The organism is Geomonas diazotrophica, assembly GCF_019063885.1.
In the GTDB taxonomy this organism is placed as follows: domain Bacteria; phylum Desulfobacterota; class Desulfuromonadia; order Geobacterales; family Geobacteraceae; genus Geomonas; species Geomonas diazotrophica.
This window is the reverse complement of record NZ_CP077684.1, coordinates 2525203-2550719: the sequence shown is the minus strand read 5'-3', so window position 1 is coordinate 2550719 and position 25517 is coordinate 2525203. Positions and strand designations below refer to the sequence as shown.

Sequence of the window (25517 nt, the reverse complement as noted above, 5' to 3'; positions counted from 1 at the left end):
TGAAAAAAAGCCGGGCTCGCGGCGTCGCTCCCCTCTTTGTTGCATCAGGCGTTTTTGCGACGCTTGCCATAGATGGCGAGGCAGAAGCAGCCAAGCCCAAGTAGCAGCACGGTGCCCGGTTCCGGGACCGGTGCCGCCATCACGTGGTAGGCGTCGGGGTTGCTCGGGTTGCCGGTCAGCAGGCTGCGCACGGCGAGGCCCAGGAATTCGATCTCCGAGGCGTCAGAGCCAAGCGAGGCGAGGTCGAAGGCGAAATGCTCGAAGAGCGGGGTGCGGTGGTTTTGGATCGCCTGGTACTCCGTCAGATGCGCTTGCCCCGCCGCCTGCACGAACAACGCGAGCTCCCAGGGACTGTTGTTCACGTTCGCCAACTGCAGTTCGAAGCTATCGACCCCGGTTAGGTCGCTTTTGCCGACGAGGTCCGCGTCGACGCCGATGTAGCAGTAAACGTAGAAGGGATCCTCCCCCGCACTCCATGGTCTGGACATGTTCTGCGTGAAGAGCACCCCCGGTGGCGAAAAATTAACCACCTGAAAATCCCCCCTGTTCGACGCGTCGGTGTTGGTCTGGACCGCCTCCGCCAGCAGCAGATCCGTGGTGCTCAGGGTGATGTAGCTCGCCTGGGCGTACTCGGTCGCCAGCAGTAGCAGGGTTCCTGCTATGAATGCCGCCATGCCTTTCATGTGTCTACCTCACTTTATTTACAAAAATTAATTGGAACGCACATAAAGCAAGAGCGGTGCCATTGCCGGGAGAACAATTAGATATAGCTCATAAAGAGCCGCGCGGCTTGCAGTGGCGCGCCGTTGTGTAAAAATTATCGACAGGAGCCACGATTTTCCCGGCGCGGGTGCGCCGGGCGGAAAAGACGTACTTTTCCCGGTTTAGGTTGATTCTGCCTTTTGCCGTGGCCACGCGCCGCAGCGGAGGGCGGCCGGAATCCCTGGACGGGATGGGCGCGGAATGCGGCGGTAAAGGGTCGTAGGTTGGGCGCTTTGCCGGGTGGCGGTGGGAGAAGACGAGAATAGGCTTGAAAAAGAGACACCATTCTGTTAAGAAAACCGACAGTAAATTTTAATTTAAAAATTCTTCGGTTTTTAGGCCGGGAGGCGTCTGGAGGTTGACCCATGAAAGTAGTCGTTGTGATACTGTTGGCGCTGCTGGTCATCGCGGGGTGCGGCAGCAAGACCAAGGAAACTCTCTACGAGGAGGGGGTCAAACAACTGAAAGCCGCCAATCCTGCCGGAGCGGTGGTCTACTTCAAGAACGCCCTGGAGAAGGACGCCAACTACTACGATGCGCGTCTGCAACTGGCCAAGGCGTATGCGGATCTGGGTAAGAACGACCAGGCGGAGAGGGAGTACCTCAAGGTGCTCACCCAGAACCCGTCGCACGATGCCGCCTTGCTCGAGCTGGCGCGGCTCTACGTGATCATGGGCAAGGGTGACGATGCCTACGACACGGCGCAGAAATACCTGGCTCGCCGCCCCGGGGACCCGGAGGGGCTCGAGGTGGTGGGGGGGGCTTATGCCGTGCGCGGCAAGTACCAGGAGTCGCTTGGCTTCCTGGAGCGGGCGCTCGCCGCCGACCCCAGGCGCGCTTCCACGCTCGTGCAACTCGCCTCGGTGCACCTGGTGCTCAAGCACACCGACAAGGCGAAGTCTTTGCTGAACCAAGTGGTACAACTCGATACCAAGAACTTCAAGGCCCTGTTCATGCTGGCCGGCCTCGAGGCAGGCTCAGGCAACATGGACCGCGCCGGGACCCTTTACCAGAAGGTCCTGCAGCTCGATCCGTCGCGCCTGGACGCGCAGTACAAGCTGGGTCTGATCGAGGTGGAGCGCCGCCGGCTTGAGAGTGCGGAATCAGTGGCGGACCGGATGATCAAGGAATACCCCAAGAGAGGGGAGGGATACCGTCTCAAGGGGGTGGTGAGCTACTACCGCAAGGCCTACGGCGACGCCATCACGCAGCTGCAACAGTCGGTGAAGCTCGCTCCCAGCATGGACGGTTACCAGTTTCTCGGGCTGAGCTACTACAGCAAGGGCGAGCTCGAGAACGCACTAAGCCAGTTCCGCATCATCCTGGACAAGTCCCCTTCCTCACGCCAGGCGCGTCTGATGACTGCGCAGATACTGCTCGCCCAGAAGCACGTCGAGGACGCCGTTTCAGAGATAAAGAAGGTGCTCGCCGCCGACGATTCCGATGCAGTCGCCCACAACCTGCTAGGAAACGCCTACCTGCAGCAGGGGCTGTTCGAGGACGGCATGCGTGAATTGAACCGCGCCACCACCCTCGATCCCAAGCTGGTGCAGGCGCATCTGAAGAAGGGAGCCTTCTACTTGAGCAGGGGAAAGGGGGCCGAGGGTGAGACCGAACTCGCCTCGGCGGTCAGGGCGGCTCCCGACGCTTTGAACAGCAGGCTGCTTCTAGCCGCCTACCACCAGCGCCAGGGCAGGACCGACAAGGCGATCTCTGTGCTGCGCGAGGGGCTCAACGGGGGCAGGCGGGACGCTCTCATTTACAACGCGCTGGCCGGACTTCAGTTCGGCAAGGGGGACCAGGCGGCGGGGGTGAAAAGCCTCACCGAGGCGAAGCGGGTCGACCCCCTCTTCCCGGCAAGCTACCTGAACCTCTCCGCGCAGTACGCCACCCGGGCCGACTACGGCAGGGCCATGGCAGAACTCACCGAGCTCCACAACAAGGTGCCCGGCAACCTGCGCGCCCTGCTGGGCCTTGCCGCCCTGAGCGAGCTGTCCGGCAAGGACAACGACGCGCTTTCCTACTACCAAAAGGCGACGCGGACCGGGGTTCCCGAGGCGTGGGTGGCGCTGGCAGCCTACCACCAGAAGAAAAACAACCCCGGCAAAGCCTTGGCCGTGCTCGACGAGGCCGTGCAGTCCGACCAGCGCGCGGTCGTTCCACGGGAGGCGAAGGGGTTCCTGCTGCTGACCCTGAAGGATTACAAGAAGGTGCTCCAGGTCGCCGACGAGATGGAGCCCCTCGACCCGGACCGCGGGATTGCCTTGAAGATCAAGGCGTACACGGCCCTCAAGCAAGGGAACAACGCGGTGCAGCAGGCACAGAGGCTGATTGCGCGCCATCCGACCTCCGCCCGAGGCTACCTCGTCCTGGCGAGCGTCTACCAGCTTACCGGGGATACCGCCTCGGCTCTGGCGCAGGCCGGCCGGGCCGCCAAGGCGGAGCCCAAGAGCGCCGAGCCGCTCATCATGCTGGGCGAGTTGCACCGCGCCAGGAAGGAGTACCCGGCTGCGCAGGCCGCCTTCCAGGATGCGCTGAAGGTCCAGCCCGATTCCGCGGCGGCCGGGTTCGCCCTGGCGAGCCTCATCGAGGGGGAAGGCAAAAAGCAGGAGGCCGTCTCCCGCTACCGCTCGATCGTCGAGGAACACGGTTCCTTCGTCCCGGCCCTGAACAACCTCGCCTATCTCTGTGCTGAGGGGTATGGGAAGAAGGAGGAGGCGCTCAGGTATGCCATCACGGCCTTCAGGTTGGAGCCGGGAAACGCGGGGGTGATGGACACCCTCGGCTATGCCCTGTACCGCAACGGGCACAGCGGCGATGCCGTCAAGGTGCTTGAGCGGGCCGCCAACCTCATGCCGCGCGACCCTACGGTCCGTTACCACCTGGGCCTTGCCTATCACCAGGCGGGGAACCGCGTCAAATCACAGCAGGCGCTGCAGGAGTCGCTTTCGTTCGGGGAGTACCCGGACCGGAAGGCGGCCCAGACGCTGCTGGCACAGTTGAAGAAATAGCAGCGATCTCGCCGCACGGCGCTGGCACAGGGAGAAACGGTACGGCAGCCTATGGATCTTCGGGTTTGTTTCTACATCTTGATCGACGGCCTGCTCGCCCTGGCGGCCCTCATCCTGGCCGCGTGGGTCAGGTCCGGCGACCTGGTCCTTAACACGGAGTGGCAGCCCGACCAGGCGATGATGGCCGCGGCCCTCTTCGTTGCCGTGGTCCTGTTCTCCTCCTATCTCATGGAGGTGTACACCCTTCCAAGGGAGAGCCGCAAGCGTGACATCCTGGCGACCTGCGTACAGGCGGGATGTGCCGCGTTCTTTTTCCTGTCCGTGGTCTATTACCTGTCTCCCGAACTGATGCTGGGGCAAGGGGTACTCTTCTTCGCCCTGGGCTTCTTCATCATCCTGCAGTTCACCTGGTACGCGATCTCCGGTATCGGGGCCCGCAGGGTCCCCTTTGCGCACCGGGTGCTGATCCTTGGCACCGGCGACCTCGCCTGCCAGTTGGGGGGGCTGCTGAGCTCCCAAAGCGGCTCTTTCACCCTGGCGGGCTTCCTCGAGTGCGACGAGAGGCACCGCCCGGAGCAGACCGTGCACCAGCCCGAGCTGTTCCGCTCCCAGATCCTCCCCCAAAGCGACGATCTGCTCCAGGCCGCGCGGGAACAAAAGGCCTCGACCATCGTGGTGGCGCTGACCGAAAGGAGGGGGGTGCTCCCGCTGCAGGAGATGATGCGCTGCAAGCTAAACGGCATCGAGGTCCTGGACGCCCCGACCTTCTACGAGATGGTGCAGGGGAAGCTCCTTTTGGAGGAGATGACCCCGAGCTGGATCATCTTCTCCCGCGGCTTCCATCGCACCGCCTTTATCAACGTCTACAAGCGCTGCATCGACATCGTGTTCTCCCTGGCAGGCCTGTTGCTGATTGCACCGGCCTTACCCCTGATCGCCCTCGCCGTGAAGCTCGATTCGCCGGGGCCGATCTTGTTCGCCCAGGAGCGGGTGGGGCTCGGGGAGAAGACCTTCACCCTGTACAAGTTCCGCTCCATGTGCCAGGACGCCGAGCGCGACGGGGCGGTCTGGGCCGCGAAGAACGACGCCCGCATCACCCGGGTCGGCGCCTTCTTGAGGAACTCGCGCATCGACGAGATCCCGCAGCTCTTCAACGTGTTGCGCGGCGAGATGAGCTTCATCGGGCCAAGGCCGGAGCGCCCGGAGTTCGTGGAGCGCCTGAAGCAGGAGATCTACTACTATTCCAAGCGGCACACCATCAAGCCCGGCCTGACCGGCTGGGCCCAGGTGCGCTACCCCTACGGCTCGACGGTGCAGGACGCCGTCGAGAAGCTCCGTTACGACCTGTACTACATAAAGAACCTCTCCGTCTTCCTGGACACCCAGATCATCATGGAGACGGTGAAGGTGGTCCTGTTCGGGCGGGGGAGATGAGTTTAAAGGAGGATGCCATGAGAACGAGGTACTGGTTTCTTTTGCTTTTGGCGCTGTGCTGCTTCCCGCTTTCGGTGTGGGGAGGGGACTACGTGATCGGCGAGGGGGATGCCCTGGATATCGCGGTATGGGGGGTGAAGGAGCTTAACTTCCCGGTGCGGGTGCGCCCCGACGGCAAGATCACCGTCCCCGGCCTGGGCGAGGTGGTCGCCAGCGGCAGCACCCCGAGCCAATTGCAGACTCACCTGGCCGGGAGGCTCAAGGAGCTGGTGAAGAACCCCATCGTCACGGTCACCGTGCGCGAGATCACCAACTCCAAGGTGTACATCTTCGGCTCCGGCGTGAAGGCCAACGTGTACGACCTCTCCAGGCGCACCACGCTCTTGCAGCTTTTGTGCATGCTTCCTGAGGTGAAATCCGCCGACTTGAAAAACGCCTATCTGCTGCGCGACGGCAAGAAATTGAAGGTCGATCTGCACCGGCTCTTCATCCAGGGGGACACGAGCCAGGATCTGGCGCTCGAGACCAACGACTCGCTGTTCGTGCCGCTTCTGACCGATCGCAACGTCTACGTCCTCGGGGCGGTCAACACCCCCAAGTCCGTCGAGTACCGCGAGGGGATGAAGGTCATGGAGGCGATCCTGGAGGCGGGCGGCTTCACCAAGTTCGCGGACCAAAACGACGTGGTGGTGCGCCGCAAGGAGGGGGACCAGTCCCGCTCCCTGGAGGTGAAGGCCAAGAAGCTCTTCAAGGAGGGGGACCTCTCCCAGAACATCGACCTGAAGGCCGGGGATTACGTCCTGGTGAAGGAAGCCTTTTTCTAGGCTGAAGGGGGTAGCCGTGCAGGAATCCGAATACAGGAAATACATGCAGCTCGTGGCAAGGCACAAGGAACTCTACGTCCTTTGCGCCCTCGTCATCATGACCGTCGTCTTCGCGGTGAGTTACCTCTTGCCCAGGAAGTACGAGTCATCGAGCACGGTCTTCATCGAGAAGAACGTGATCAGCGAGCTGGTCAAGGGGATCACCGTGACCCCCTCCATGGATGACACCATCAACGTCCTCACCTATGCCATCACCAGCCGCGCCCTGCTCACCAAGACCATGGAGAGCCTGGACATGAACCTCGGCAAGGAGGCGAACAACGAGGAGCTCATCAAGGAGCTGCAAAAGAACATCACGGTCAAGGTGAAGGAGAAGAACAACCTCTTCATCATCTCCTTCGTGCACAGCGATCCCAGGATCTCGCGCGACTTCGTGAACACCCTGGTGCGCCTGTACATAGAGCAGAACACCTCCTCCAAGAGGGGCGAATCCTACGACGCCACCAAGTTCCTCTCCGAGCAGATCGCGGCCTTCAACGTGAAGCTGCAAAAGGCCGAGAACGACCTGAACGCCTACAAGCGCGAAAAGGGGGGGGTCATCTCCATCGACGAGGGGAAACTCTTCGAGGAGATCAACCTCGCCCAGCAAAAGCTCTACGACCTGGAGTTGAGGCGCAGGCAGCTGGAGGGGATGCGCCAGGTGACCCGCAAGGCCAACGACCCCCTGCAGTCCAAGCTGCTCGCGCTGCAAAAGCGGCTGGATGACCTGAGGGTGCAGTACACCGACAGCTACCCCGAGGTGTTGACGGTGAAGAGCGACATCGAGACGGTCAAGGAGCAGTTGAAGGCGAGAAAGGGGGGAGAGCCGCAGCCGCTGGACCCCCAGGAACTCGCCAAGATCGATTCCGAGGTCGCCGCCTTGAAGAACGCCGAGGCGGGGCTTAGGCGATACATCTCCCAGAACAAGCAGATCCTGCAGACCATCCCCAGCGCGAAGGCCGGGCTCGCGAAACTCGAGGTCGAGCGCGAGAACCAGAAGAAGATCTACGACCAGCTCTACTCGAGGCACGGCCAGTCCGAGGTCTCCAAGCAGATGGAGGTGCAGGACAAGTCGACCACCTTCCGCATCGTCGATCCGGCCGTGCTCCCGGAGAAGCCGTCGAGCCCCAACCGGCTCATGATCATGCTGGCCGGGATACTGGGGGGGGTGGTCGGGGGGCTCGGCTTCCTGGCGCTACGGGACCAGGTGGACGGCTCGGTGAAGGAGGTTTCCTTCATCAAGGAGCTGGGTGCGCCGGTGCTGGCCGTGGTGCCGCGCATGCTGGACCTGCAACAGGCGCTCAAGCTGCGCAGAAGGACCATGCGTGTCTTCGCCGTGGCCACCGTCTACTTCCTGCTCCTCTTGGTCTTCCCGGCCATGGAGCTGTTGGATTTGCCCTACATGGACAGGCTTTTGGACCACCTGGCGCCGGTCAGCCAGGGGATCAAGGGGATGATGCACTAGCGAGGCGCCGCCCACCCCGCGCGGGGGTCGCGGCGGCAGAGAGGTCTTTATGAGCAGAATAGAAATGGCGATGGAAAAAGCCGCCCAGCTGAGAAAGGAAGGGCTCCCGCAACAACCGGGCGAGGGGGGCGCGCCCGAGGTCGACCGGCAGCATCACCTCTCGGCCCCGGCTCCTGTAAGCGCTCCGCCGCAGGTCTCCCCCGAGCGGGTGCTGTCCCCCAAGCACCCCTTCCTGGTGAACCTCCTCGACCCCCACAGCCCGGCGGCCGAGGAGTACCGCAAGCTGAAGTCGGTGCTGGTCAAGTTGACCGACGGTCATCCCTTCAGGAACGCGATCATGGTGACCAGTTCCGTCCCCAACGAGGGGAAGAGTCTCACCGCCTTGAACCTCGCGGTGAGCCTCGCCCAGGGGCTGGACCACACCGTGCTTTTGGTCGACGCGGACCTGCGTCGCCCCTCGCTGCACCACTACCTCGAGGTAGAACAGGGGGTGGGGCTCGCCGACATCCTCAAGGGGACGGCGGAGATTCCGCAGGCCATCGTGCAGACCGGCCTGGGCAAACTCTCGCTGATCCGCTCGGGAAGCCGGGTGGAAAACCCGGTGGAGCTCTTCACCTCGCAGAAGATGCGCGCCCTCGTGGACGAGTTGAAGAACCGCTACCCGGACCGCTACCTCATCTTCGACACCCCGCCGCTGCTCCCGTTCGCGGAGAGCCGGGCGCTGGCCAACATCGTGGACGGGGTGCTGCTCGTGGTGAGGGAGCGGCTCGCCTCGCAGGACGAGGTGCTGGAGGCGTACGAGGCGGTGAAGGGGCCGGGGCTTTTGGGGGTGGTCTACAACGCCGCGGACAACGTCGGGCATGAGGAGCGCTACTCCTACTACAAGCATTACCAGGGGAAGCCGTAGCCAGTGAGGCGACAGACCATGTATCTGGAATTTTTCGGCTTTGACAAGAAACCGTTCGAGCTGGTGCCTGACCCGGATTTCATCTACCTCTCCCGGTCGCACCGAAAGGCGGTCACCTACCTCGACTACGGCATCAGGGAGCGGGCGGGGTTCCTCCTTTTGACCGGCGACGTGGGGAGCGGCAAGACCACGCTCATCCGGGACCTGATCGGCAAGAAGTACGAGCGCGTGGTGCTCGCCAAGGTGTTCAACACCCGGGTCAGCATCGAGCAGCTCCTGGCCATGATCAACGAGGAGTACGGCATGGAGGTGGCGGGCAAGGACAAGGTCTCCCTTATAAGGGACCTGAACGACTTCCTGCTCGGGCAGTACGCCGCCGGCAATCACCCGATCCTTATCATCGACGAGGCGCAGAACCTGGAGGCCGACCTCCTCGAGGAGGTGCGCCTTTTATCCAACCTTGAGAGCTCGCACAACAAGCTGTTGCAGATCATCCTGGTGGGGCAGCCCGAGTTGCGCGACACCATGGCGAGCCCGGGGCTCATGCAGCTGCGCCAGCGCATCAGCGTGAGCTGCCACCTGCACGCCCTGTCACTGGACGAGACCCAGGCCTACATCCTGCACCGCATGAAGGTCGCCGGCAACGCCGAGGCGGTCCACTTCACCGAGGAGGCAGTGGAGCTCATCTACCGGTTCAGCCGCGGCATCCCGCGCCTGGTGAACATCATCTGCGATTTCCTCATGCTCGCCGCCTTCGCGGACGAGGTCCGCACCGTCACCGCCCAGATGACCGAGGAGGTGGGAGCCGACCTCGACTTCGAGAGGACCTACTGGGGGGGAGGTCCCGACCTGCCGCCGGAGGGAGGCGTCGTCGCCTGCGGTGCGGGGGAGGAGGCGCTCGGACGCATAGAGCGGCGCCTGGAAACCATGGAGAACGAGCTTTCCGCAAGGCTTCCCCAGGCGCTGAAGAGCGTAGCCGAGACCATGCAGAAGATGCAGGCCGACTTTTCGCACCGGGTCGCTGAGCAGGAACGACGGGTCGCCGAACTGGGCGAGCGCCTCGCTACCGTGTCCAGCGCCGTCCAGGGGCTGGCCCTTTCTGCGCCGGACCGCCCCGCTGCAGGCTTCGCCCGGCGTCTGATGGATGGGGTCGGCATGGGAGGTAAGAAATGAGAACTGCTATCTTCACTGTCGCCTCTACGGCCGGGGCGCTGGCGCTGCTGGTTGCGGCACCGGCTCGGGCCGCCGATTTCCGCTTCACCCCCTCGATCATCCTGGGCGAAGAGTACAACGACAACCTGTTCCAGAGCCCCCGCGCCCAAAAGACCGACTTCGTCACCAGGGTCCAGCCCAACCTGGCCCTCTCGGCCCAGGGGGGCGGTTTCAAGACCGATCTCTCCTATGGCCTTGACTACCGTTACTTCGCAAAGAACAGCCGCAGATACGAGCTGGACCACCGTGCCTCGATGAACGGGGGCTTCAGCTTCTTCGACGACTTCCTCCACCTCGATCTCTCCGACACCTACAGCCGAGTTTCCTCCAACGTGGCGCGCGACGTGGTGAACGAGAGCCTGGTGGTGAACCAGACCCTGCAGAACAACGCCCAGATCTCGCCGTACCTCAGCTGGCACCTCCCCGGCGACTCCACCTTGAAGACCGGTTACCGCTACCGGGACACCCGATACTGGAGCGGCACGGGGATCGACAAGACCGAGCACGACGGTTACGCGGAGTGGAGCCGGGAGCTGTCCCAGGGGCTCGTCCTTTCGGCCGCCTACTCCTTTGCCCATGTGGCGTCCAATACCGACGCCCTGGACCGCCAGGAGGTCTATGCCGGGCTTCGCTACGACTACGGCACCGGCAACTTCCTGTACGGCAAGTTCGGCTACGACTGGCAGAGCTTCGACAGCGGGGTCAATAGCAGCGATCCCTTCTGGGACGTCGGGGCCGGCCGGGATTTCGGCGTCCTGACCGCCGCAGTCGGCACCAAGGTGCAGTACACCGAGGACCCGCAGACCCTATCCACCAGGAACGTGAGCCACTACGCCACCTTGAGCCGCGCCTTCGCACGCGGCTTTGCCAGCTTCAACGCCTCCTACTCCAAGTACGAAAAGGAGCAGGTGCTGGTGCGCGACGTGCAGCGCAAGGTGCTGCTGGGGCTTTCCGGCCGTTACGACCTGCGTGACGGGGTGGCCCTGTCGCTCAACCTTTCCGGGGACCGTCTGGACGGCGACCTGGTCGGTGAGCGCCCCTACCACCTGGTGGGGGGAGCGGGGCTCGACTGGGCACTTTCCAGCCATGCGGTGCTGGGAACGAACTACACCCACATAAGCTACCGCAACCACCTGGACAGCGCGGCCGACAGCGTCGAGGTGAACCGCGTCATCGTGGAACTGAGGCTCACGAGATGAAGGTCGTCAACGCCCTGACCGTGGACGTCGAGGATTACTTCCAGGTCTCCGCGTTCGAGGGATGCGTGGACCGGGATCGCTGGGACGACTATCCCCTCAGGGTGGAACGGAACACGAGGCGCATCCTGGAGCTGCTGGAAAAGCGGGGCATCCGGGGGACCTTCTTCGTGCTGGGGTGGGTGGCCAGGCGCTGCCCGGACCTGGTGCGCGAGATCCGGCGCGCCGGTCACGAGGTCGCCTGCCACGGCTATGGCCACCAGCGCGTGAACCGGCTGGGGCGCACCGCCTTTCGCGATGACATCCGGGTGAGTAAGGCGCTCCTTGAGGATCTGACCGGGGAGGCGGTGCTTGGCTATCGCGCCCCAAGCTACTCCATCGCGCATGGCACGCCCTGGGCCTTCGACGAACTGGCCGAGGCCGGTTACCGTTACGATTCGAGCGTCTTTCCCGTGCGCCATGACCTTTACGGCATCCCGGATTGGCCGCGTTTTCCGTTCCTGCTCAGGCGGGGGACGGAGCGGTGGGAACCGGTGCCGGGGGAATCCCCCATCCTGTTCGGGGGGGAGAGCGGGGACGATCTGGTGGAGTTCCCCATCACCACGCTGAGCCTCTTCGGCATGGGGATACCGATCGCCGGCGGGGGGTACTTCCGCTTCTTCCCCTACGGCTTCACGAAGTGGGGGTTGAATCGTATCAACAGCGGCGAGGGGCGCCCCTTCGTCTTCTACCTGCATCCCTGGGAGCTCGATCCGGAGCAGCCCAGGATGGCCGGCGCCGGTGCCAAAAGCCGGTTCCGCCACTACCTGAACCTGGACAAGACCCAGGCCCGCCTGGTGCGGCTGCTGGGCGACTTCGGCTTCGGCAGGCTGTGCGACCTTCTGGATGCTCCGGCCTGAAGGGGGGGGCGGCGCGGCCCGGGATGGAAGAGACATGGCAGAGGATACTGTGGCAATGAGCGAAAAGATGAACCCGACCATCCCGGTTTTCTCGGCGATCCTCGCCGGGGCGTTCCTGTACGCCTACCTCCCGGTGCTCTCCGGGCTGGTGCGCGCTTGGGCCGGCTCCGACGACCATTCGCACGGCTTCGCCGTGATCCCCATAGCCCTCTATTTTCTCTGGCAAAACCGCGCCCGTCTCGCCGCCGAGCCGCTTGCCGGCGCCGGATCGGGACTTGTCCTTTCGGCGCTGTCGCTTCTTTGCTACGTGGTGGCCCGCAGGGCCGAGATGCAGACCGCGGTGTCCCTCTCCATGATCTTCTTCATCTGGGGGGGGACCATCTACCTATGCGGCTACCGGGTCTTCAGGGTGTCTTTGTTCCCGTTGCTGCTCCTGTTCTTCATGGTCCCGGTCCCGGCGCAGGTGATCGCCGCCTTGACCATCCCGCTGCAGCTCATCGTCACCAAGGTGAGCGTCGCGCTCGCCTCGCTCTTCGGTGTCCCGATCTACCACGAGGGGAACGTGATTCATCTTCCGGGTGGGAGCTTCGAGGTGGTGCAGGCCTGCAGCGGGTTGCGCTCCATCATGGCGCTGCTTACCCTGGGCGCGGTGGTTTCCTACCTCACCCTGCGCTCGACGGCCCTGCGGGCGATCCTGTTCGTGCTGGCGGTTCCCATCGCCATACTGGTCAACATCCTGCGGGTCTTCGTCCTGGTGACCGTGTTCCACTACGGCCACCTCGACCTGTCCGAGGGCGCCGCTCATACCATGCTGGGGTTGGCCGTGTTCTTGGCGGCCCTGGGACTCTTCGTCCTGTGCGGAAGGGGGCTTGCCTTATGCGAGCGTTGAAACCGGCACGGCTGATTATTCTGAGCGTGCTGCTCATCCTGGCGGCGCTCGGGGCGAACTCGGCCACCCGCAAGGCCCCCCCGGGGGGCAAGGAGCCGCTCGCCGCGGCGTTTGGAAACATAGGTTCCTGGCAGTGCACCCAGAGACTCGCCATGGACCAGAAGGTGGTTAAGGCCCTCGACCTGGACGATTTTCTCTTCCAGGCCTACCAGCGCGACCGCGGGGAGCTGAGCCTCTACGTCGGCTATTATCGCAGCGCCAAGAAGGTCGGCGCGGCGCACGACCCCCTGGTCTGTTTCCAGGGGCAGGGGTGGACCATCGGCCAGCGCGACAGCGGTAGCTACCGCCTGACCAGCCACCCCCAGTACACCATCTCCTACTCGTCCATGGTGGCCGAACTGCAGGGGGAGAAGCAGGTCATCGTCTACTGGTTCCAGGTCAACGACAAGGCGACCGCCAACACCCACTCCCAGAAACTGGCCATGCTGATGGACAAGATATCCGGGCGGGGGGAGGACAACGCCTTCGTCAGGCTGAGCGCCCCTGTCGGCGCCGGCACCCCCGAGGCAGCACGACAGCGCATCTTCCGGTTCATCGACGACTTCTACCCCCAGTTCGTGCGCTACGTGAGGCAGATGGAGGACAAAGGACATTCCTGATGCTGGAAGCACTCTTCTTCGGTTCGCTCCTGCTGATTTTTTATACCTACCTCGGGTATCCCCTGGCCGCCGCGTGCCTCGGCATGGTCGTGCGACGCGAGGTGAGTAAAGGGGGGGGGGAACCCTCCGTCACCGTCGTCATCGCGGCCTATAACGAGGCCCAGGTCATCGCCGCAACAGTAGAGAACAAGCTGGCCCTGGACTACCCCCGGGAAAGGCTGGAGATCATGGTGGTCTCCGACGGCTCGACCGACGGCACCGATGCCATCGTCGCCGGGTTCGCCGATCGTGGCGTCCGGCTCATGCGGCAGGAGCCCCGCGCCGGCAAGACCAGCGCCCTGAACCTTGCCATCCCCCTCGCCCGCGGCGAGATCGTGGTCTTCTCCGACGCCAACTCCCTCTACGCGCCCGACGCCCTGAAACAGGTGGTTGCCAACTTCGCCGATCCCTCGGTCGGCTATGTCACCGGGCAGATGGTCTACGCCAACGAGGAGGGGACCGGGGTAGGGGAGGGGTGCGGCGCCTACATGCGCTACGAGAACCTGCTGCGGGCTCTGGAGACCCGGGTTGGCTCCGTGGTCGGCGTGGACGGCGGCATCGATGCGGTGCGGGCCTCCCTGTACCGCCCCATGGGCCCGGACCTCCTCCCCGACTTCGTGCTGCCGCTGCGGGTGGTGGAACAGGGGTACCGCGTGGTGTACGAGCCGAAGGCGCTCTTGTGCGAACAGGCCCTCAAGGAGGACGCCGACGAGTACCGGATGCGGGTGCGGGTCTCGCTGCGGGCCTTCTGGGCCCTGTGGGAGATGAGGACGCTTTTGAACCCGCTGCGCTACCCGCTCTTTTCCTGGCAGCTTTTCTCGCACAAGGTGCTTCGCTACCTCTGCTTCGTTTTTCTCGCCGTCGCCTACCTGGCCAACGCCATGCTCTTGGGCGGCGGCTGGCCGTACCGGGTGCTTTTCCTGGCGCAAAACGTCCTGTACCTGCTGGCCCTTTGCTCCCGTTTCCTGGAGCGTGCCGGCTATGGCAGCCGCCTGCTCTCCCTCGGCAGGTATTTCTGCCTCCTCAACATCGCCGCCGCCCACGCCTGCGGCAAGTTCCTGCTGGGCAAGAAGCAGGTCCTCTGGGCGCCGCGCAAGGGGTGACATGAAGATCCTGCACGTCATAGACAGCGGCGGGCTGTACGGGGCGGAAACGATGCTGCTCAACCTGATGCGGGAGCAGGTGGCCCTGGGGCTGGAGCCGATCCTTGCCAGCATCGGCGAGCCTGGCTGCCTGGAGAAACAGATCGAAAGGGAAGGGGCGCGGCTCGGTCTCCGGGTCCAAACCTTCCGCATGCGGCCCGGTCCCAACCCGGCCGGAGTCCTCTCCATCCTGCGCTATGCCCGCCGGGAGGGGGTCGACCTGCTCCACTCCCACGGGTACAAGGGGAACATCTTTTTCGGCCTGCTCCCCCGCTGTCTGCGCCGGCTGCCGCTGGTAAGCACGGTACATGGCTGGACCTGGACCGGAGGGCTCAACCGGATGCTGCTCTACGAACGCCTGGACGCCCTGGCGCTAAACGGTGCCGACCGCGTCGTCCTGGTGAGCGCGGGGATGCTGCAACACCCCCGGCTTCGTTCCCTGGCTACCGGGACCACCGCCATCGTGGAGAACGGCATCGCTGGGGCGGGGGAGCCGGACCAGGAAGGGCTCGATCCTGCGCTCGTCTCCTTCATCACGGGCGGGTGCACTATTGGAGCGCTGGGGAGGCTGTCACCGGAGAAGGGGTTCGACCTGTTGCTCGAGGCGCTTGCTGCCCTGGTTGCCGGCGGGCTCGACCTCCGCCTGGTCATCCTGGGAGAGGGGGGGGAGCGGGGTGGGCTGGAAGCAGCGGCACGCCGGCTCGGTGTGGCCGACCGGCTCCTCATGCCGGGCTACCTCCGCGATGGCAAACGGTATCTCCCCATGTTCGGCGTCTTCGCCATGCCCTCCCGCACCGAAGGACTCCCCATGGTGCTGCTGGAGGCCATGCAGGCGGGCGTGCCGATAGTAGCCAGCCGGGTGGGGGGGATTCCCGGGGTCTTGCAGGAGGGAAACTGCGGAGTCCTCGTCGAGCCAGGCTCTAGCGCTGCGCTGGCGGACGGAATCCGGGCCGTCCTCGGCAATCCCGCCCAAGCCGCGCAGAGGGCAGCCGCCGCCGGCGCCATGGTAGCCGAGCGGTTTTCCAGCAGGGCCATGGCACAGAAATATCTTTCCATCTACGCGGGGCTGGTATGAGTACCGTCCTCGCCTGACGAGTCGGAGCGACCGTGAAGAAGCAGCTGATCCTCAATTCCTGTTCCGGTGTCATCCTTTACGCCGTCAATATCCTGGTGGCGTTCGTGATGAGCCCGGTCGTCATCCGTGCCCTCGGCAACCGCGACTACGGCGTCTGGGAACTGGTGATGAGCGTCGTGGGGTACATGGGGCTGCTCGACCTGGGGGTGGGGCCTGCGCTGGTGCGTTTCGTCGCCGTCGCCAGCGGCAAGGAGGACAGGGACGACATGCGGCGTACCATGAGCACCTCCTTCGCCTTCTTTCTGGCCGTCGGGGTCGCGGTGGTGCTCGCTTTCATCCTGCTCGGCTATTTCCCCTACCTGGTCGGCGGGAGGGAAACCGGCGAGATCGCCAACATCGGTACCGTGTTTCTCCTCTTCGGCCTCAACGCCGCGCTGGTGCTGCCGCAGCAGGTGTTCATCGCCACGCTCATGGGGGTGCAGCGTCACTATTTCATCAACCTCTCCCGGGGAGTACTGGCGCTTTTGCGAGCCGTGCTCACCTTTTACCTCCTCAGGATGTACGCCGGGCGCGGGTTGATCGTGCTGGCCCTTTTGGAGCCGCTTTTCTCCCTGGTGCAACTCCTGCTGTTCGCGGCGGCGGTGCAGCTCGATCCGCAGCTTCCCCGCATGTCCCGCTCGGCGGTCAGCTGGGGCAAGCTCGGGGAACTGTTTTCCTTCGGTGTCAAGAACGCCACCATGCAGGTGGCAGGGCGCCTCCAGAACCAGAGCGTCCCCTTCATCATCGGTCATGTGCTCGGGCTTGGGACCATAGTCTACTTCGCCATGCCCAACCGCCTCATCGATTACGCCAAGGGCCTCGCGCTGGCCATAGGCTTTCCGCTCACCCCCTATTTCAGCTCCACCTATGGCAAGGGGGTGCACGACGAGCTGGTGACGTCGTGGCTCAACACGTCGCTTGCGCTGCAGATCGTCACGCTGGCCATGCCGGTCGCCATCTTCTACTACGGGGAAACCTTTCTCGCCCTCTGGATCGGCAGGTCCTACGCCGTGGCCGGGCGGTGGGTGCTCTACTGCCTGCTGGTGGGGCTTGTCGCCGACGCCCTGGCCAGCAACGCCTTCCGCATGCTGACGGCCCAGGGGCAGCACGGGCGCAGCGCGCTTGTGTGGCTCGTCATGTCCGCGCTCAGCATCCCGCTTGGGATCGCGGGTGCCCGGGTCTGGGGGGTGGCCGGGGCGGCCTTGGGCACGACCGTGACCATGGTGGTCGGCAACCTGGTCACCCTGGTGATGACCTGCCGGCTGATGAAGCTCTCATTGCGCGATTACGCCCGGCAGACGCTGCAGCGCCTGTTGCTCCCCTTGCTTTTTTTTGTCGCTGCGGCGCAACTGCTCGCCCGGCTGTTCCCTGTTTCCGGCTATGCCATGTTGATCCTGCAGCTTGCCTGCGGCGGGGCGATCTACCTCGCCGCGGTCTGGTTCCTCACCCTGCCCGCCGACACCAGGGGGCATTTCACCACCCAGTTCAAGGCCCGATTTTACCGGTCGGCAGCGGCGGGGTGATGCCGCTAGCCGCCACGGTATGCTCCCGGTTCCGGTGAGCGATAGAGGAGATGTCAGCAATGGTAGATTACGGTCTGGTAAGTATTGTCACGGCAACGTACAACATGGCGCAGTACCTCCCTTTGACTGTGGAATCCGTCCTGGGACAGACGTACCAGAATCTCGAGCTCATCGTGGTGGATGACGGCTCCAGCGACGATACGTCCGAGGTCATGGCGCGCTTTGCCGCCGAGCCGCGCGTAAGGTACATCCGGCTGGAAAGAAACTGCGGGCAAACCGTCGCCAAGAACCGCGGGCTTTCCGAGGTCAAGGGCGCATTCGTCGCTTTTGTGGACGCGGACAATCTCTGGAAACCGAACAAGCTGGAGCGTCAGCTGCCGCTTTTCGTGGCATCTGAAAGGACGGGGGTGGTTTACTCCGATGCGGAGTACATAGACGGTTCCGGAGCCGTCCTCCCCTATATCGAGAGAAAGTATCACGACGGCGACATCACCGCGAAGCTGCTCCTGAGCAACTTCGTCAACTTCAATTCGGCCGTGGTCCGAAAAGAGGTGATCGACGAGGTCGGGGGCTTTGACGAGGCCTTGGCCATGGGGATCGACTGGGACTTGTGGTTGAGGATTTCGGTGCGGTACCGGTTCAGGTTTTTGCCCGAGCAGACCTATTCCTACCGGCTCTGGGAGAACCAGATGTCGCATCAAAAGGTGAAGCGCCTGAAAAACGCGGAGAAGATCCTGGAAAAATTCCAGAGGGCGTATCCGGACGCCGTGCCCGCCAAAACTCTCGATGAGGCCAAGGCGCTCCTGTATGCCGACTATGCCTTGCTGGAGCTTAAGAACGGTACTAAAAGCGAGGCGATGACACAAGCCGTACGCGCTCTCAAGATGAGACCCGACAGGTTGCAGTTTTGGAAAACACTGATCAAGGTTATAATTGGGTAAGCGGCACTCAAAAGGAACGTCTTATGGACAAGGGATGCGAACAATATCTGAAGTACGATCTTTATCGTTACTTCTACGACGAGGAAGATTCTCCCGACATCTCGCTGATAAAGAAGATAAAGATAATCCTTCTGACTCAGGCGATATGGACTTTAATCGTGTACCGAGCAGGATTCTGGTGCGTGAGGAACAGGGAGAGGTACGGAGGGCTTCCAAAGCTCGCTCTTCCCTTCCTGACCATACTGCAAAAGTTCGCCGAAGTGGCGACGGGCATGGAGGTCCCCTTTACCGCGAGAATCGGCAGAGGCCTCTACATCGGGCACTTCGGGCAGGTCATTCTCTCCACACGCACCGTCATGGGGGAATTCTGCAACATCTCCCAGGGGGTGACCATCGGCCAGGCCGGCCGCGGAGGCGAACAGCACACCCCGGTCATCGGTAACCGCGTCTACATAGCTCCGGGCGCCAAGATCTTCGGCAAGCTCAACATAGGCAACAACGTCGCCATCGGTGCCAACGCTGTCGTCACCAAGGACTTGCCCGACAACGCGGTAGCAGTCGGTATTCCCGCAAAGATTATCCATTATGGATCGAGCCGGGATTTCATCGTCTTCGACGAAAAGAGAATGGGGCTCCGAGACAGTGATGCGGCAGGTTAAAAACAGTATCAAGACGGCCATCGTCGGCAACAGGATGCTTCGGGGCATGCTGAACAGCGCCACGGGCGACTTCCCCAAGATCTTCGTCTACCACAGGTTCGCCCGCTCCCGGCAGCCGGGAAGCGATGCTCTTGCTGTTGACGAGTTCATCTGGCAGCTGGAGCAGTTGAGGAGCGGGTTCGATGTCATGACGGTGGCCGCGTGCCTGGGGCATTTCGAGCGGCACGGACGGTGGCCGAAGCAAAGCGCCATAGTGACGGTAGACGACGGCTACCGGGACTTCTATGACATCGCCTTCCCCGAGCTGGCAAAGCGGGGCTTGCCCGCCACCTTTTATGTCACGACCGGGTTCATCGACCGGCACGTCTGGCTGTGGCCGGATATGCTGGAACATGCCTTTTCCGTGACCCATGCCGATAGCCTGACACTCGATCTCGGCGACGGAGTCGCGAGCTTCCCTCTGCATGGCGGTGATGCGAAGAGGCAGGCGTGGAGCGCGGTAAGCTCCCGTTGCCTGAAGGTGGCCGACCACGAGCGAAAGGCGCTGATCGGTTCGGTCCTGGCACAGCTTGGCGTGGTGCTGCCGCCGCACCCCCCATCCGAGTATGAGGCGGTGACCTGGGACCAGCTTCGTGACATCGGCTCTCACGGGATCGAGATCGGCTCCCACACCGTGAGCCACCCCATCCTGTCCCGGGTGCCGCTGGAGGAGCTGGACCGGGAAGTGAGGCTGTCAAAGAGGCGGTTGGAGGAACAACTGGGCTGCGAGGTCAGAACCTTTTGCTATCCCAACAGCAGCCCGCATGACATCAACGAAGCCGTTCTCGGCAGCGTGCGCCAGCACTATGCCGGCGCCGTCTTCGGCATCGACCTGAAGCGGTGGGACCGCCATATGCTGCCGCGCATGGGGGTGACCGAGGACCGGGAAGACTTCTTGTGGAAGCTCTACGGCGGGGAGTCTTTAACTGGTGGATGATCAGAGGTGTGGCATGTCTGACCTGATATATCGCGACTATGCCCCTGCGGATTTCGGCGACTGCCTCGAACTGCTGCGAACCGGCCATACCGACGAGTTCGATGCCAGGCGCTTTGGATGGCTGCACCTTGAAAACCTGCTCGCGCCGTCCCGGATCGCAGTTGCCGAGTGCGGCGACCGCATCGTGGGGATGTACGCGGTGATCAGGAAAAAGGCGCTGTTCGGCGACTATTCCTATGTCGCCGGCCGCGATGTCGATCCGGTCGTGCATCCCGATTTCAGGGGGAAAGGGGTCTTCTCGGGCCTTCTGAAGCACGGGCTGGAGAGTTTCAACGACATTGACTTCTATTTCAACTTTGCCAACGACTTGTCCAGGGGGGGCTTCATAAGGAACGGGTGGCGTCAGATCGGGACGCTCAGGGATTACGTCTACCAGGTCGGCTGGACCCGGCTCTTTTCCAGGCAGGCGGCGCTTTACCTCCTGAGCAGGTGCCATTACCGCGCCGCAAAGGCGGAGCCTGCTGTCGAGCTCGAGTTCGAGGATCTGCGGGATCTCCCCTTTAGCCTCAGCGCCTTGAGCCGGTGCGGTTTCACCGTGGAGCGCAGCTTCGGGTACCTGCAATGGCGTTACCAGCGTCATCCTTTCAACCAGTACCGTTACATAGGCGCCAGGGCCGATGGGCGGGTGACCAAGGTCGCCATTATCAGGATCGACAGCCGCAGCCGCGAGTTCGTCCTTTGCGACTTTCTGTGGTTGGATGATGTGCAGCCGACCCTGGATTTTCTGTTTTGCCATCTGCGCAGCCTGGGGTGCGACTTCAAGCTGAAAATGTGGCACACCTACCCGAGGAGCGTCACGGGGCAGTTCATCACCAACCGGATGAGGTCCGGCCACCAGGGGCAAGGATTGCTGGTCAGATCGGGAAGAGTGGCCCCTGAGGGGCTCTATGACATCTCCAAATGGAACATCACCTTCGGTGATGCGGAGATCATGTAGTGTGCAGAGGTGAGACCTTGAAGGATCTCCTGTACAAGGCGGCTGCCGGGATCAACAGGCTGAAGGGCAGCCGCGGTTCGATCAACCTGCTCATGTACCACGAGGTACTGCCGGCTGCTCGCGCCATCGAGGCCTGGACCGTGGTGCGGGAAGAGGAGTTTGCCAAGCAGGTCAAGTTCCTCAAGGAGCACTTCACCGTCATAGCACTGGACGACGCCCTCTCCCTGCAAGCCTCGGGAAACCCGCTGCGCGAGGATTTCATGGTGGTGACCTTCGATGACGGATACGCCGGAAACTACGAGGTGGTCTTCCCCATCGTCCAGGCGTATCAGTTCCCCGTAACGGTGTATGTGGCGACCAGGGGGTGCCAGGACAACGGAAATTACTGGTTCAACGACGTCATCGAGTCGCTTCAGGCTCCGAAGGAGTATCGGGTAGACCTGTCCGCGTTCACGGGGAAGCAGTATCGTGTCAGCCGTCATGCCAGGGGAGAGCGCAAGTGGGACCACATACAGGGCCTCCTTCAGGACTTGAAGAAACTACCCCGCGCCGACCTGGAGCCTGCCGTCGAGTCGCTTCTGACGCAGGCGGATGCGCCACCGGAACGGGTGTTGAGGCATCTCACGCCGGCGCAGGTTAAGGAGATGTCGCGCTCGCCGATGGTGACCATAGGTGCGCACACTCACTGTCACAGCCTGTTGCCGTCGCTCTCCCGCAACCAAATCGGGGCGACCGTCTCCCAATGCAGGGAGCTGTTGGAAAACTGGACCTCGGCAGCCGTCGAGCACTTCGCGTACCCCAACGGGGACTATGACAACGAAGCCATCGAAGTCATTCAAGGCCTCGGATTCAGGAGCTGCGTGACAACCAAGGCGAAGCCGTGGACCAACGAACCGGTCTTCGAGATACCGCGAACCGGCGTTGGCAGATACGACTCCGTGAGCAAGCTTGCCTACCAACTCTACAGCCACTAAAGGCGCTATGAGACCTAAAAGACGACTGAGAATTGTTTTTATACTGGATGACTTCAGAGGTCCGTCCGGTGGAGGGACCGAGGTTCAGTTCATCAACCTGATCAATTCCCTCAGTCGTGACGAGATCGATCCCCAGGTTGTCGTTCTGAGGGAAACCTCCTACACACGCAACCTCAAAGACTACCCATTCAAGATAAGCTGTCTGGATATCAAAAAGATCTTTTCAGTTAAGGCACTGGCGGCGATGCTCTCCTTCTCGCGACAGCTGCGCAGCGAAAAGGTCGATGTAGTGCATATCTTCTTCAACGACGCATCGATCCTGGCGCCATTGTTCGCCAGGTTGGGGGGGGGCAGAGTCGTTTCGTCCCGGCGTGACATGGGGTTTTGGTACACCCCGGCGAAACTCGCGTGCCTTTTTCTGAGCAATCTGTTCGTCGACGGCATGGTGGCAAACAGCAATGCGGTGAAGGTGAACGTCAATCAAAGGGAAAAGTACCCGTTGGCGAGGGTTCACGTAATCTATAACGGGATCGATATGGGGCGCTTTGCAGCCGCCAGGGGGGGCGGTCTGAGGGCCTCGCTGGGGCTTGGTGCAGGTGACGCGATCGTGGGGATGGTAGCAAACCTCGACGGGATAAAGCGGCACCAGGACCTGATCCGGGCCTTTCACCTGGTGGCGGGGGAATTCCCGGCGGCGCACCTGGTTCTTGCCGGGCACGGACCTGAGGAGTCATCGCTGAGGAAGCTGGCTGGGGAGTTGGGGATGACCTCGAGGGTCCGCTTCCTGGGAAGCGTCGGCGACGTCTTGCCCGTGATAGCCGACCTCGACGTCGCGGTGTTGTGTTCCGAATCCGAGGGGCTTTCCAATGCCATAATCGAGTGCATGGGGTGCGGCAAGCCCGTGATCTGTACCAGGACCGGAGGCAACCCTGAGCTTGTTGCGGAGGGCGTCAACGGGTACCTGGTGGACGTGGGAGACGTCACCGGGCTGGCGGAAAAACTGAGGCTTCTCTTGTCCCAGCGGGACCATGCACGAGAACTCGGCCAGAACGGGGCGCGGCTGTTTGCCGACCGGTTCAGCATCAAAAAGATGGCGGACGAACACCTCGCTCTTTACCGGCGACTGGTTCAGGGGGGAGGGGGGAGAGGATGAGCTTCATGAACTTCCTGAGGAAGAACGTTTTCGACCCCTTGTACTGCCACTATACGAGGAGTCCGCGTCGCTCTTACTGGCGGGAACTGGAAAAGTCACAATTCCTGACTGAGAAAGAGCTCCAGGACCGTCAGCAAGAAAAGCTGAAAAGACTTGTCGAATTTGCCGGCAAGGAAAACGCCTTTTACAGTCAACGCTTCGAGAAGGCAGGTTTTTCGACCGGCAGACCCTGGACCTTGGACGACTTTAAAAGAATTCCCGTTCTCACCAAAAAAGAAATTCGCGAGAACTCCGCTAGAATGATCAGTAACGGATATGACATTGACCGGCTGATGCACTTCAAAACAGGGGGGTCCACGGGCAAAAGCCTGGATATCTATATCACCGAAGAGTGCAGCGAGTTGCGAAATGCCTGCGCCAGACGTCATGACAGGTGGACGGGATGGGAAGTAGGAGAGCCGATAGCTGCAGTTTGGGGCAACCCTCAGCTTCCCACCACCCTGAAGGAAAGGATTAAGGACACTTTGCTGGGCCCGGTTATCTATCTCGACACAATGTGTGTGAACAACGCATCAGTGACCGCCTTTGTTCGCGAGTGGGAGGCCGTCAAGCCGACCTTGCTCTTTGGCCACGCGCATTCCATCTTTTTGCTGGCGAGATACCTGCGTCAGTTGAAAATCGAGCATCTGAGGCCCAAGGGGATCCTTTCCACATCGATGATGCTGCTCCCGCACGAGCGGCAGTACATCGAGGATGTCTTCCAGGTAAAGGTGACCGACCGCTACGGTTGCGAGGAAGTCAGCCTGATTGGGTGCGAGTGTGAGGAGCACCAGGGGATGCACCTGAATACCGACCATCTGTTCGTCGAATTTTTGAATGAAGACGGCACCGCTTCTGGGGTTGGAGAGGCCGGGAACCTGGTGATCACCGACCTCATCAACTATGCGATGCCCTTTGTAAGGTACAGGGTTGAAGATGTCGGGGTTCCTTCCGGACGCAAGTGCTCCTGCGGCAGGGGATTTCCCCTGATGGAGCAAGTGGTGGGACGGATAGCGGACTTCCTGGTCAAACCCGATGGTTCCCGTGTCGCCGGCATTTCATTGATAGAGAACACCTTGACGAAGTACAAGGGGCTTGACCAGATGCAGATAGTCCAGACCAGTTACGAAGAGTTTATTATTCGGGTGGTGCCTGGAAACGGTTTCAATAATGATATTAAAGAAGACTTGTCAGTGTTTATGAAAGAAATATTTGGCAGTAATATCAAGGTCAACTACGAGGTTCTAACATCTATATTGCCTGAAGAATCAGGTAAATATAGATTTACAGTGTGCAAGGTGATCAATGAATAATCTGTCATTCATTATTTATGAGTTGTTTCTGGTTAGCTGGTTTCTGCACTTAACGGCAAGAATTCCAGCGTTGGCGGCTTGCCGATTTGATTTGGTATTAGTTGCTATCCTTTTCACAATGAAGATTATTAAGATTGGTGTAAATAAACACAAGATCGTTATCGACTGCAAAAATAAATTGAATAACCTGATAATAGCCATACTACTTATAACACCTTTTTCACAGTGGCCAGGGTCAGTGATATACCGGGGAATTCCGAACTTTGTTAAAGCTGTGGTGTTTTTTTATTTTACAATTTGGTTCGTGGATACTAAGAAAAAGTTTTATATTTTCTTGACAACATTCGTAGCCTGCCAGTCATTCAGGTTTTTAGAACCTCTTTACCTGCATGTAACTCAGGGATACTGGGGATCTAAAGCGTCGATGGGGAACTGGGAATACATGGACCGCCTTTCAGGTGCCCCGTTTGATGTGATAAATCCAAATGGGTTAGCTTTCGTAATCATCACAATAGTCCCGTTTTTGATCTGTAATTATAAACTGAATTTATACACTAGAATCTTCGCAATTGCGCTTGTGCCCCCAGCTCTATATACATTGATGTTGACTGGTAGCAGGTCTGGTGTTGTGTCGTTGTTTTTTATGACTTTATATATAATTTACAAGTCAAACAGGAAGTGGATTTGGATAGTTGGCGTAGTTGGAGTTTTATATATTTTGGCCGCGCTGATCAATGAATCTCAAAAGGACAGATATAGATCTGTATTTGATCCAACTGCTAAAAACTCAGTCACAGCAGAAGGGCGAATCCAAGGAATAACGAAAGATTTCAAGGTTGGTCTTAGAAGGCCTTTTTTTGGTCATGGCTTAGGTACCTCCTTGGAAGCGAATGCAAACTATGGATCTTACGCCAAACCATCACATAATTTATACACGGAGATCTTTCAAGAACTGGGAATTGTCGGGCTAGTAATGTTTTTGCTATTCCTGAAGTCTGTTTTCAAAGTCCTTCTTAAACCGCTTTCCACGGCAAATGATGAGGAGGCTAAAGATTTGGCCTTGATTAAGGACGCACTCAGCGCTTTAGCTGTAACAACACTTCTGTTCAGTTTCGCGAGTTATGGTCTTTCAAGTTATGAATGGTATTTTATTGCAGGATGTGTAGGGACTATCATGATCCTTACTGGTAAAGCAGGTGTAAATCCTAGGGCCAATCAATTGATAATCTAGAAATTCATCATTGACGGCATAATTTGTGGATATCCTTAAATGTTGCTATTACATAGGCCATTAAACTTTCTAAGCTAATAAAGATGTATCAGTTAAATTCAGTGTGATTAGTATCAATA

The 25517-nt window shown here is 60.8% G+C and carries 22 protein-coding genes; 21 read left to right on the top strand and 1 reads right to left on the bottom strand.

Annotated features, from left to right (window positions below):
• Positions 1-44: 44 nt before the first annotated feature.
• On the bottom strand, positions 45-683 hold the full coding sequence (locus KP003_RS11060) for a PEP-CTERM sorting domain-containing protein (RefSeq protein WP_239027513.1): 639 nt from the start codon (positions 681-683) through the stop codon (positions 45-47).
• Positions 684-1127: 444 nt separating this feature from the next.
• Here KP003_RS11060 and prsT point away from each other — a divergent pair, with 444 nt between their 5' ends.
• From prsT to KP003_RS10955, 21 genes are read left to right on the top strand one after another with little or no spacing between them, the layout of a single operon-like run.
• A complete protein-coding gene (gene prsT / locus KP003_RS11055; RefSeq protein ID WP_216499844.1) occupies positions 1128-3773 on the top strand; it encodes an XrtA/PEP-CTERM system TPR-repeat protein PrsT in 2646 nt (881 codons plus the stop codon).
• A gap of 51 nt (positions 3774-3824) precedes the next feature.
• Positions 3825-5207, top strand: coding sequence for a TIGR03013 family XrtA/PEP-CTERM system glycosyltransferase (locus KP003_RS11050; protein WP_217299605.1), 1383 nt, complete (start codon positions 3825-3827; stop codon positions 5205-5207).
• A gap of 17 nt (positions 5208-5224) precedes the next feature.
• On the top strand, positions 5225-6031 hold the full coding sequence (locus tag KP003_RS11045) for a polysaccharide biosynthesis/export family protein (RefSeq protein WP_236027002.1): 807 nt from the start codon (positions 5225-5227) through the stop codon (positions 6029-6031).
• Positions 6032-6047: 16 nt separating this feature from the next.
• On the top strand, positions 6048-7535 hold the full coding sequence (locus KP003_RS11040) for an XrtA system polysaccharide chain length determinant (RefSeq protein WP_239027512.1): 1488 nt from the start codon (positions 6048-6050) through the stop codon (positions 7533-7535).
• A 49-nt stretch (positions 7536-7584) separates the two neighbouring features.
• Complete coding sequence (locus tag KP003_RS11035) at positions 7585-8442, top strand: XrtA-associated tyrosine autokinase (protein ID WP_216788313.1); 858 nt, start codon at positions 7585-7587, stop codon at positions 8440-8442.
• An 18-nt stretch (positions 8443-8460) separates the two neighbouring features.
• The gene (locus tag KP003_RS11030) at positions 8461-9615 is read left to right on the top strand and encodes an XrtA/PEP-CTERM system-associated ATPase (RefSeq protein WP_216788312.1); all 1155 of its coding nucleotides are present in this window, start codon (positions 8461-8463) and stop codon (positions 9613-9615) included.
• Positions 9612-10853 carry a TIGR03016 family PEP-CTERM system-associated outer membrane protein gene (locus KP003_RS11025; RefSeq protein WP_216788311.1) on the top strand — a complete coding sequence of 414 codons (1242 nt, stop codon included), beginning with the start codon at positions 9612-9614 and terminating at the stop codon, positions 10851-10853. Before KP003_RS11030 ends, KP003_RS11025 begins: the two co-directional genes overlap by 4 nt.
• On the top strand, positions 10850-11749 hold the full coding sequence (locus tag KP003_RS11020; RefSeq protein WP_216788310.1) for an XrtA system polysaccharide deacetylase: 900 nt from the start codon (positions 10850-10852) through the stop codon (positions 11747-11749). Before KP003_RS11025 ends, KP003_RS11020 begins: the two co-directional genes overlap by 4 nt.
• 34 nt (positions 11750-11783) lie before the next feature.
• Positions 11784-12638, top strand: coding sequence for an exosortase (gene xrt, locus KP003_RS11015; RefSeq protein ID WP_216788309.1), 855 nt, complete (start codon positions 11784-11786; stop codon positions 12636-12638).
• A complete protein-coding gene (locus tag KP003_RS11010; protein ID WP_216788308.1) occupies positions 12626-13297 on the top strand; it encodes an exosortase C-terminal domain/associated protein EpsI in 672 nt (223 codons plus the stop codon). The genes xrt and KP003_RS11010 overlap by 13 nt, the downstream gene beginning before the upstream one ends.
• The gene (locus tag KP003_RS11005; RefSeq protein WP_216788307.1) at positions 13297-14439 is read left to right on the top strand and encodes a glycosyltransferase family 2 protein; all 1143 of its coding nucleotides are present in this window, start codon (positions 13297-13299) and stop codon (positions 14437-14439) included. The genes KP003_RS11010 and KP003_RS11005 overlap by 1 nt, the downstream gene beginning before the upstream one ends.
• Before the next feature lies 1 nt (position 14440).
• Entirely contained in the window at positions 14441-15553 is a 1113-nt protein-coding gene (locus tag KP003_RS11000) for a glycosyltransferase (RefSeq protein ID WP_216788306.1), read from the top strand.
• A 32-nt stretch (positions 15554-15585) separates the two neighbouring features.
• Complete coding sequence (locus KP003_RS10995; RefSeq protein WP_216788305.1) at positions 15586-17115, top strand: lipopolysaccharide biosynthesis protein; 1530 nt, start codon at positions 15586-15588, stop codon at positions 17113-17115.
• Positions 17116-17174: 59 nt separating this feature from the next.
• The gene (locus KP003_RS10990; RefSeq protein WP_216788304.1) at positions 17175-18056 is read left to right on the top strand and encodes a glycosyltransferase family 2 protein; all 882 of its coding nucleotides are present in this window, start codon (positions 17175-17177) and stop codon (positions 18054-18056) included.
• Between the two features lie 23 nt (positions 18057-18079).
• Positions 18080-18715, top strand: a complete 636-nt coding sequence (locus KP003_RS10985) for a serine O-acetyltransferase (protein WP_216788303.1) — start codon at positions 18080-18082, stop codon at positions 18713-18715.
• Complete coding sequence (locus tag KP003_RS10980; protein WP_217299604.1) at positions 18702-19691, top strand: polysaccharide deacetylase family protein; 990 nt, start codon at positions 18702-18704, stop codon at positions 19689-19691. Before KP003_RS10985 ends, KP003_RS10980 begins: the two co-directional genes overlap by 14 nt.
• 13 nt (positions 19692-19704) lie before the next feature.
• Positions 19705-20688 (top strand): GNAT family N-acetyltransferase, encoded by a 984-nt coding sequence (locus tag KP003_RS10975; protein WP_216788301.1) that lies wholly within the window; start codon positions 19705-19707, stop codon positions 20686-20688.
• Entirely contained in the window at positions 20688-21662 is a 975-nt protein-coding gene (locus tag KP003_RS10970; RefSeq protein ID WP_217299603.1) for a polysaccharide deacetylase family protein, read from the top strand. Before KP003_RS10975 ends, KP003_RS10970 begins: the two co-directional genes overlap by 1 nt.
• 7 nt (positions 21663-21669) lie before the next feature.
• Positions 21670-22815 (top strand): glycosyltransferase, encoded by a 1146-nt coding sequence (locus KP003_RS10965; RefSeq protein ID WP_217299602.1) that lies wholly within the window; start codon positions 21670-21672, stop codon positions 22813-22815.
• The gene (locus KP003_RS10960) at positions 22812-24167 is read left to right on the top strand and encodes a phenylacetate--CoA ligase family protein (protein ID WP_216788298.1); all 1356 of its coding nucleotides are present in this window, start codon (positions 22812-22814) and stop codon (positions 24165-24167) included. Before KP003_RS10965 ends, KP003_RS10960 begins: the two co-directional genes overlap by 4 nt.
• On the top strand, positions 24160-25398 hold the full coding sequence (locus KP003_RS10955; RefSeq protein ID WP_217299601.1) for an O-antigen ligase family protein: 1239 nt from the start codon (positions 24160-24162) through the stop codon (positions 25396-25398). Before KP003_RS10960 ends, KP003_RS10955 begins: the two co-directional genes overlap by 8 nt.
• Positions 25399-25517: the final 119 nt, after the last annotated feature.

What these genes read in the sequence shown, in the direction of transcription:
- KP003_RS11030 (WP_216788312.1), top strand. Translation starts at nt 8,461, where the DNA reads ATGTATCTGGAATTTTTCGGCTTTGACAAGAAACCGTTCGAGCTGGTG.
- KP003_RS10980 (WP_217299604.1), top strand. Translation starts at nt 18,702, where the DNA reads ATGCGGCAGGTTAAAAACAGTATCAAGACGGCCATCGTCGGCAACAGG.
- KP003_RS10965 (WP_217299602.1), top strand. Translation starts at nt 21,670, where the DNA reads ATGAGACCTAAAAGACGACTGAGAATTGTTTTTATACTGGATGACTTC.
- prsT (WP_216499844.1), top strand. Translation starts at nt 1,128, where the DNA reads ATGAAAGTAGTCGTTGTGATACTGTTGGCGCTGCTGGTCATCGCGGGG.
- KP003_RS11050 (WP_217299605.1), top strand. Translation starts at nt 3,825, where the DNA reads ATGGATCTTCGGGTTTGTTTCTACATCTTGATCGACGGCCTGCTCGCC.
- xrt (WP_216788309.1), top strand. Translation starts at nt 11,784, where the DNA reads ATGGCAGAGGATACTGTGGCAATGAGCGAAAAGATGAACCCGACCATC.
- KP003_RS10975 (WP_216788301.1), top strand. Translation starts at nt 19,705, where the DNA reads ATGTCTGACCTGATATATCGCGACTATGCCCCTGCGGATTTCGGCGAC.
- KP003_RS11035 (WP_216788313.1), top strand. Translation starts at nt 7,585, where the DNA reads ATGAGCAGAATAGAAATGGCGATGGAAAAAGCCGCCCAGCTGAGAAAG.
- KP003_RS11045 (WP_236027002.1), top strand. Translation starts at nt 5,225, where the DNA reads ATGAGAACGAGGTACTGGTTTCTTTTGCTTTTGGCGCTGTGCTGCTTC.
- KP003_RS11005 (WP_216788307.1), top strand. Translation starts at nt 13,297, where the DNA reads ATGCTGGAAGCACTCTTCTTCGGTTCGCTCCTGCTGATTTTTTATACC.
- KP003_RS11010 (WP_216788308.1), top strand. Translation starts at nt 12,626, where the DNA reads ATGCGAGCGTTGAAACCGGCACGGCTGATTATTCTGAGCGTGCTGCTC.
- KP003_RS10990 (WP_216788304.1), top strand. Translation starts at nt 17,175, where the DNA reads ATGGTAGATTACGGTCTGGTAAGTATTGTCACGGCAACGTACAACATG.
- KP003_RS10960 (WP_216788298.1), top strand. Translation starts at nt 22,812, where the DNA reads ATGAGCTTCATGAACTTCCTGAGGAAGAACGTTTTCGACCCCTTGTAC.
- KP003_RS11020 (WP_216788310.1), top strand. Translation starts at nt 10,850, where the DNA reads ATGAAGGTCGTCAACGCCCTGACCGTGGACGTCGAGGATTACTTCCAG.
- KP003_RS11025 (WP_216788311.1), top strand. Translation starts at nt 9,612, where the DNA reads ATGAGAACTGCTATCTTCACTGTCGCCTCTACGGCCGGGGCGCTGGCG.
- KP003_RS10985 (WP_216788303.1), top strand. Translation starts at nt 18,080, where the DNA reads ATGGACAAGGGATGCGAACAATATCTGAAGTACGATCTTTATCGTTAC.
- KP003_RS10955 (WP_217299601.1), top strand. Translation starts at nt 24,160, where the DNA reads ATGAATAATCTGTCATTCATTATTTATGAGTTGTTTCTGGTTAGCTGG.
- KP003_RS11000 (WP_216788306.1), top strand. Translation starts at nt 14,441, where the DNA reads ATGAAGATCCTGCACGTCATAGACAGCGGCGGGCTGTACGGGGCGGAA.
- KP003_RS11060 (WP_239027513.1), bottom strand. Translation starts at nt 683, where the DNA reads ATGAAAGGCATGGCGGCATTCATAGCAGGAACCCTGCTACTGCTGGCG.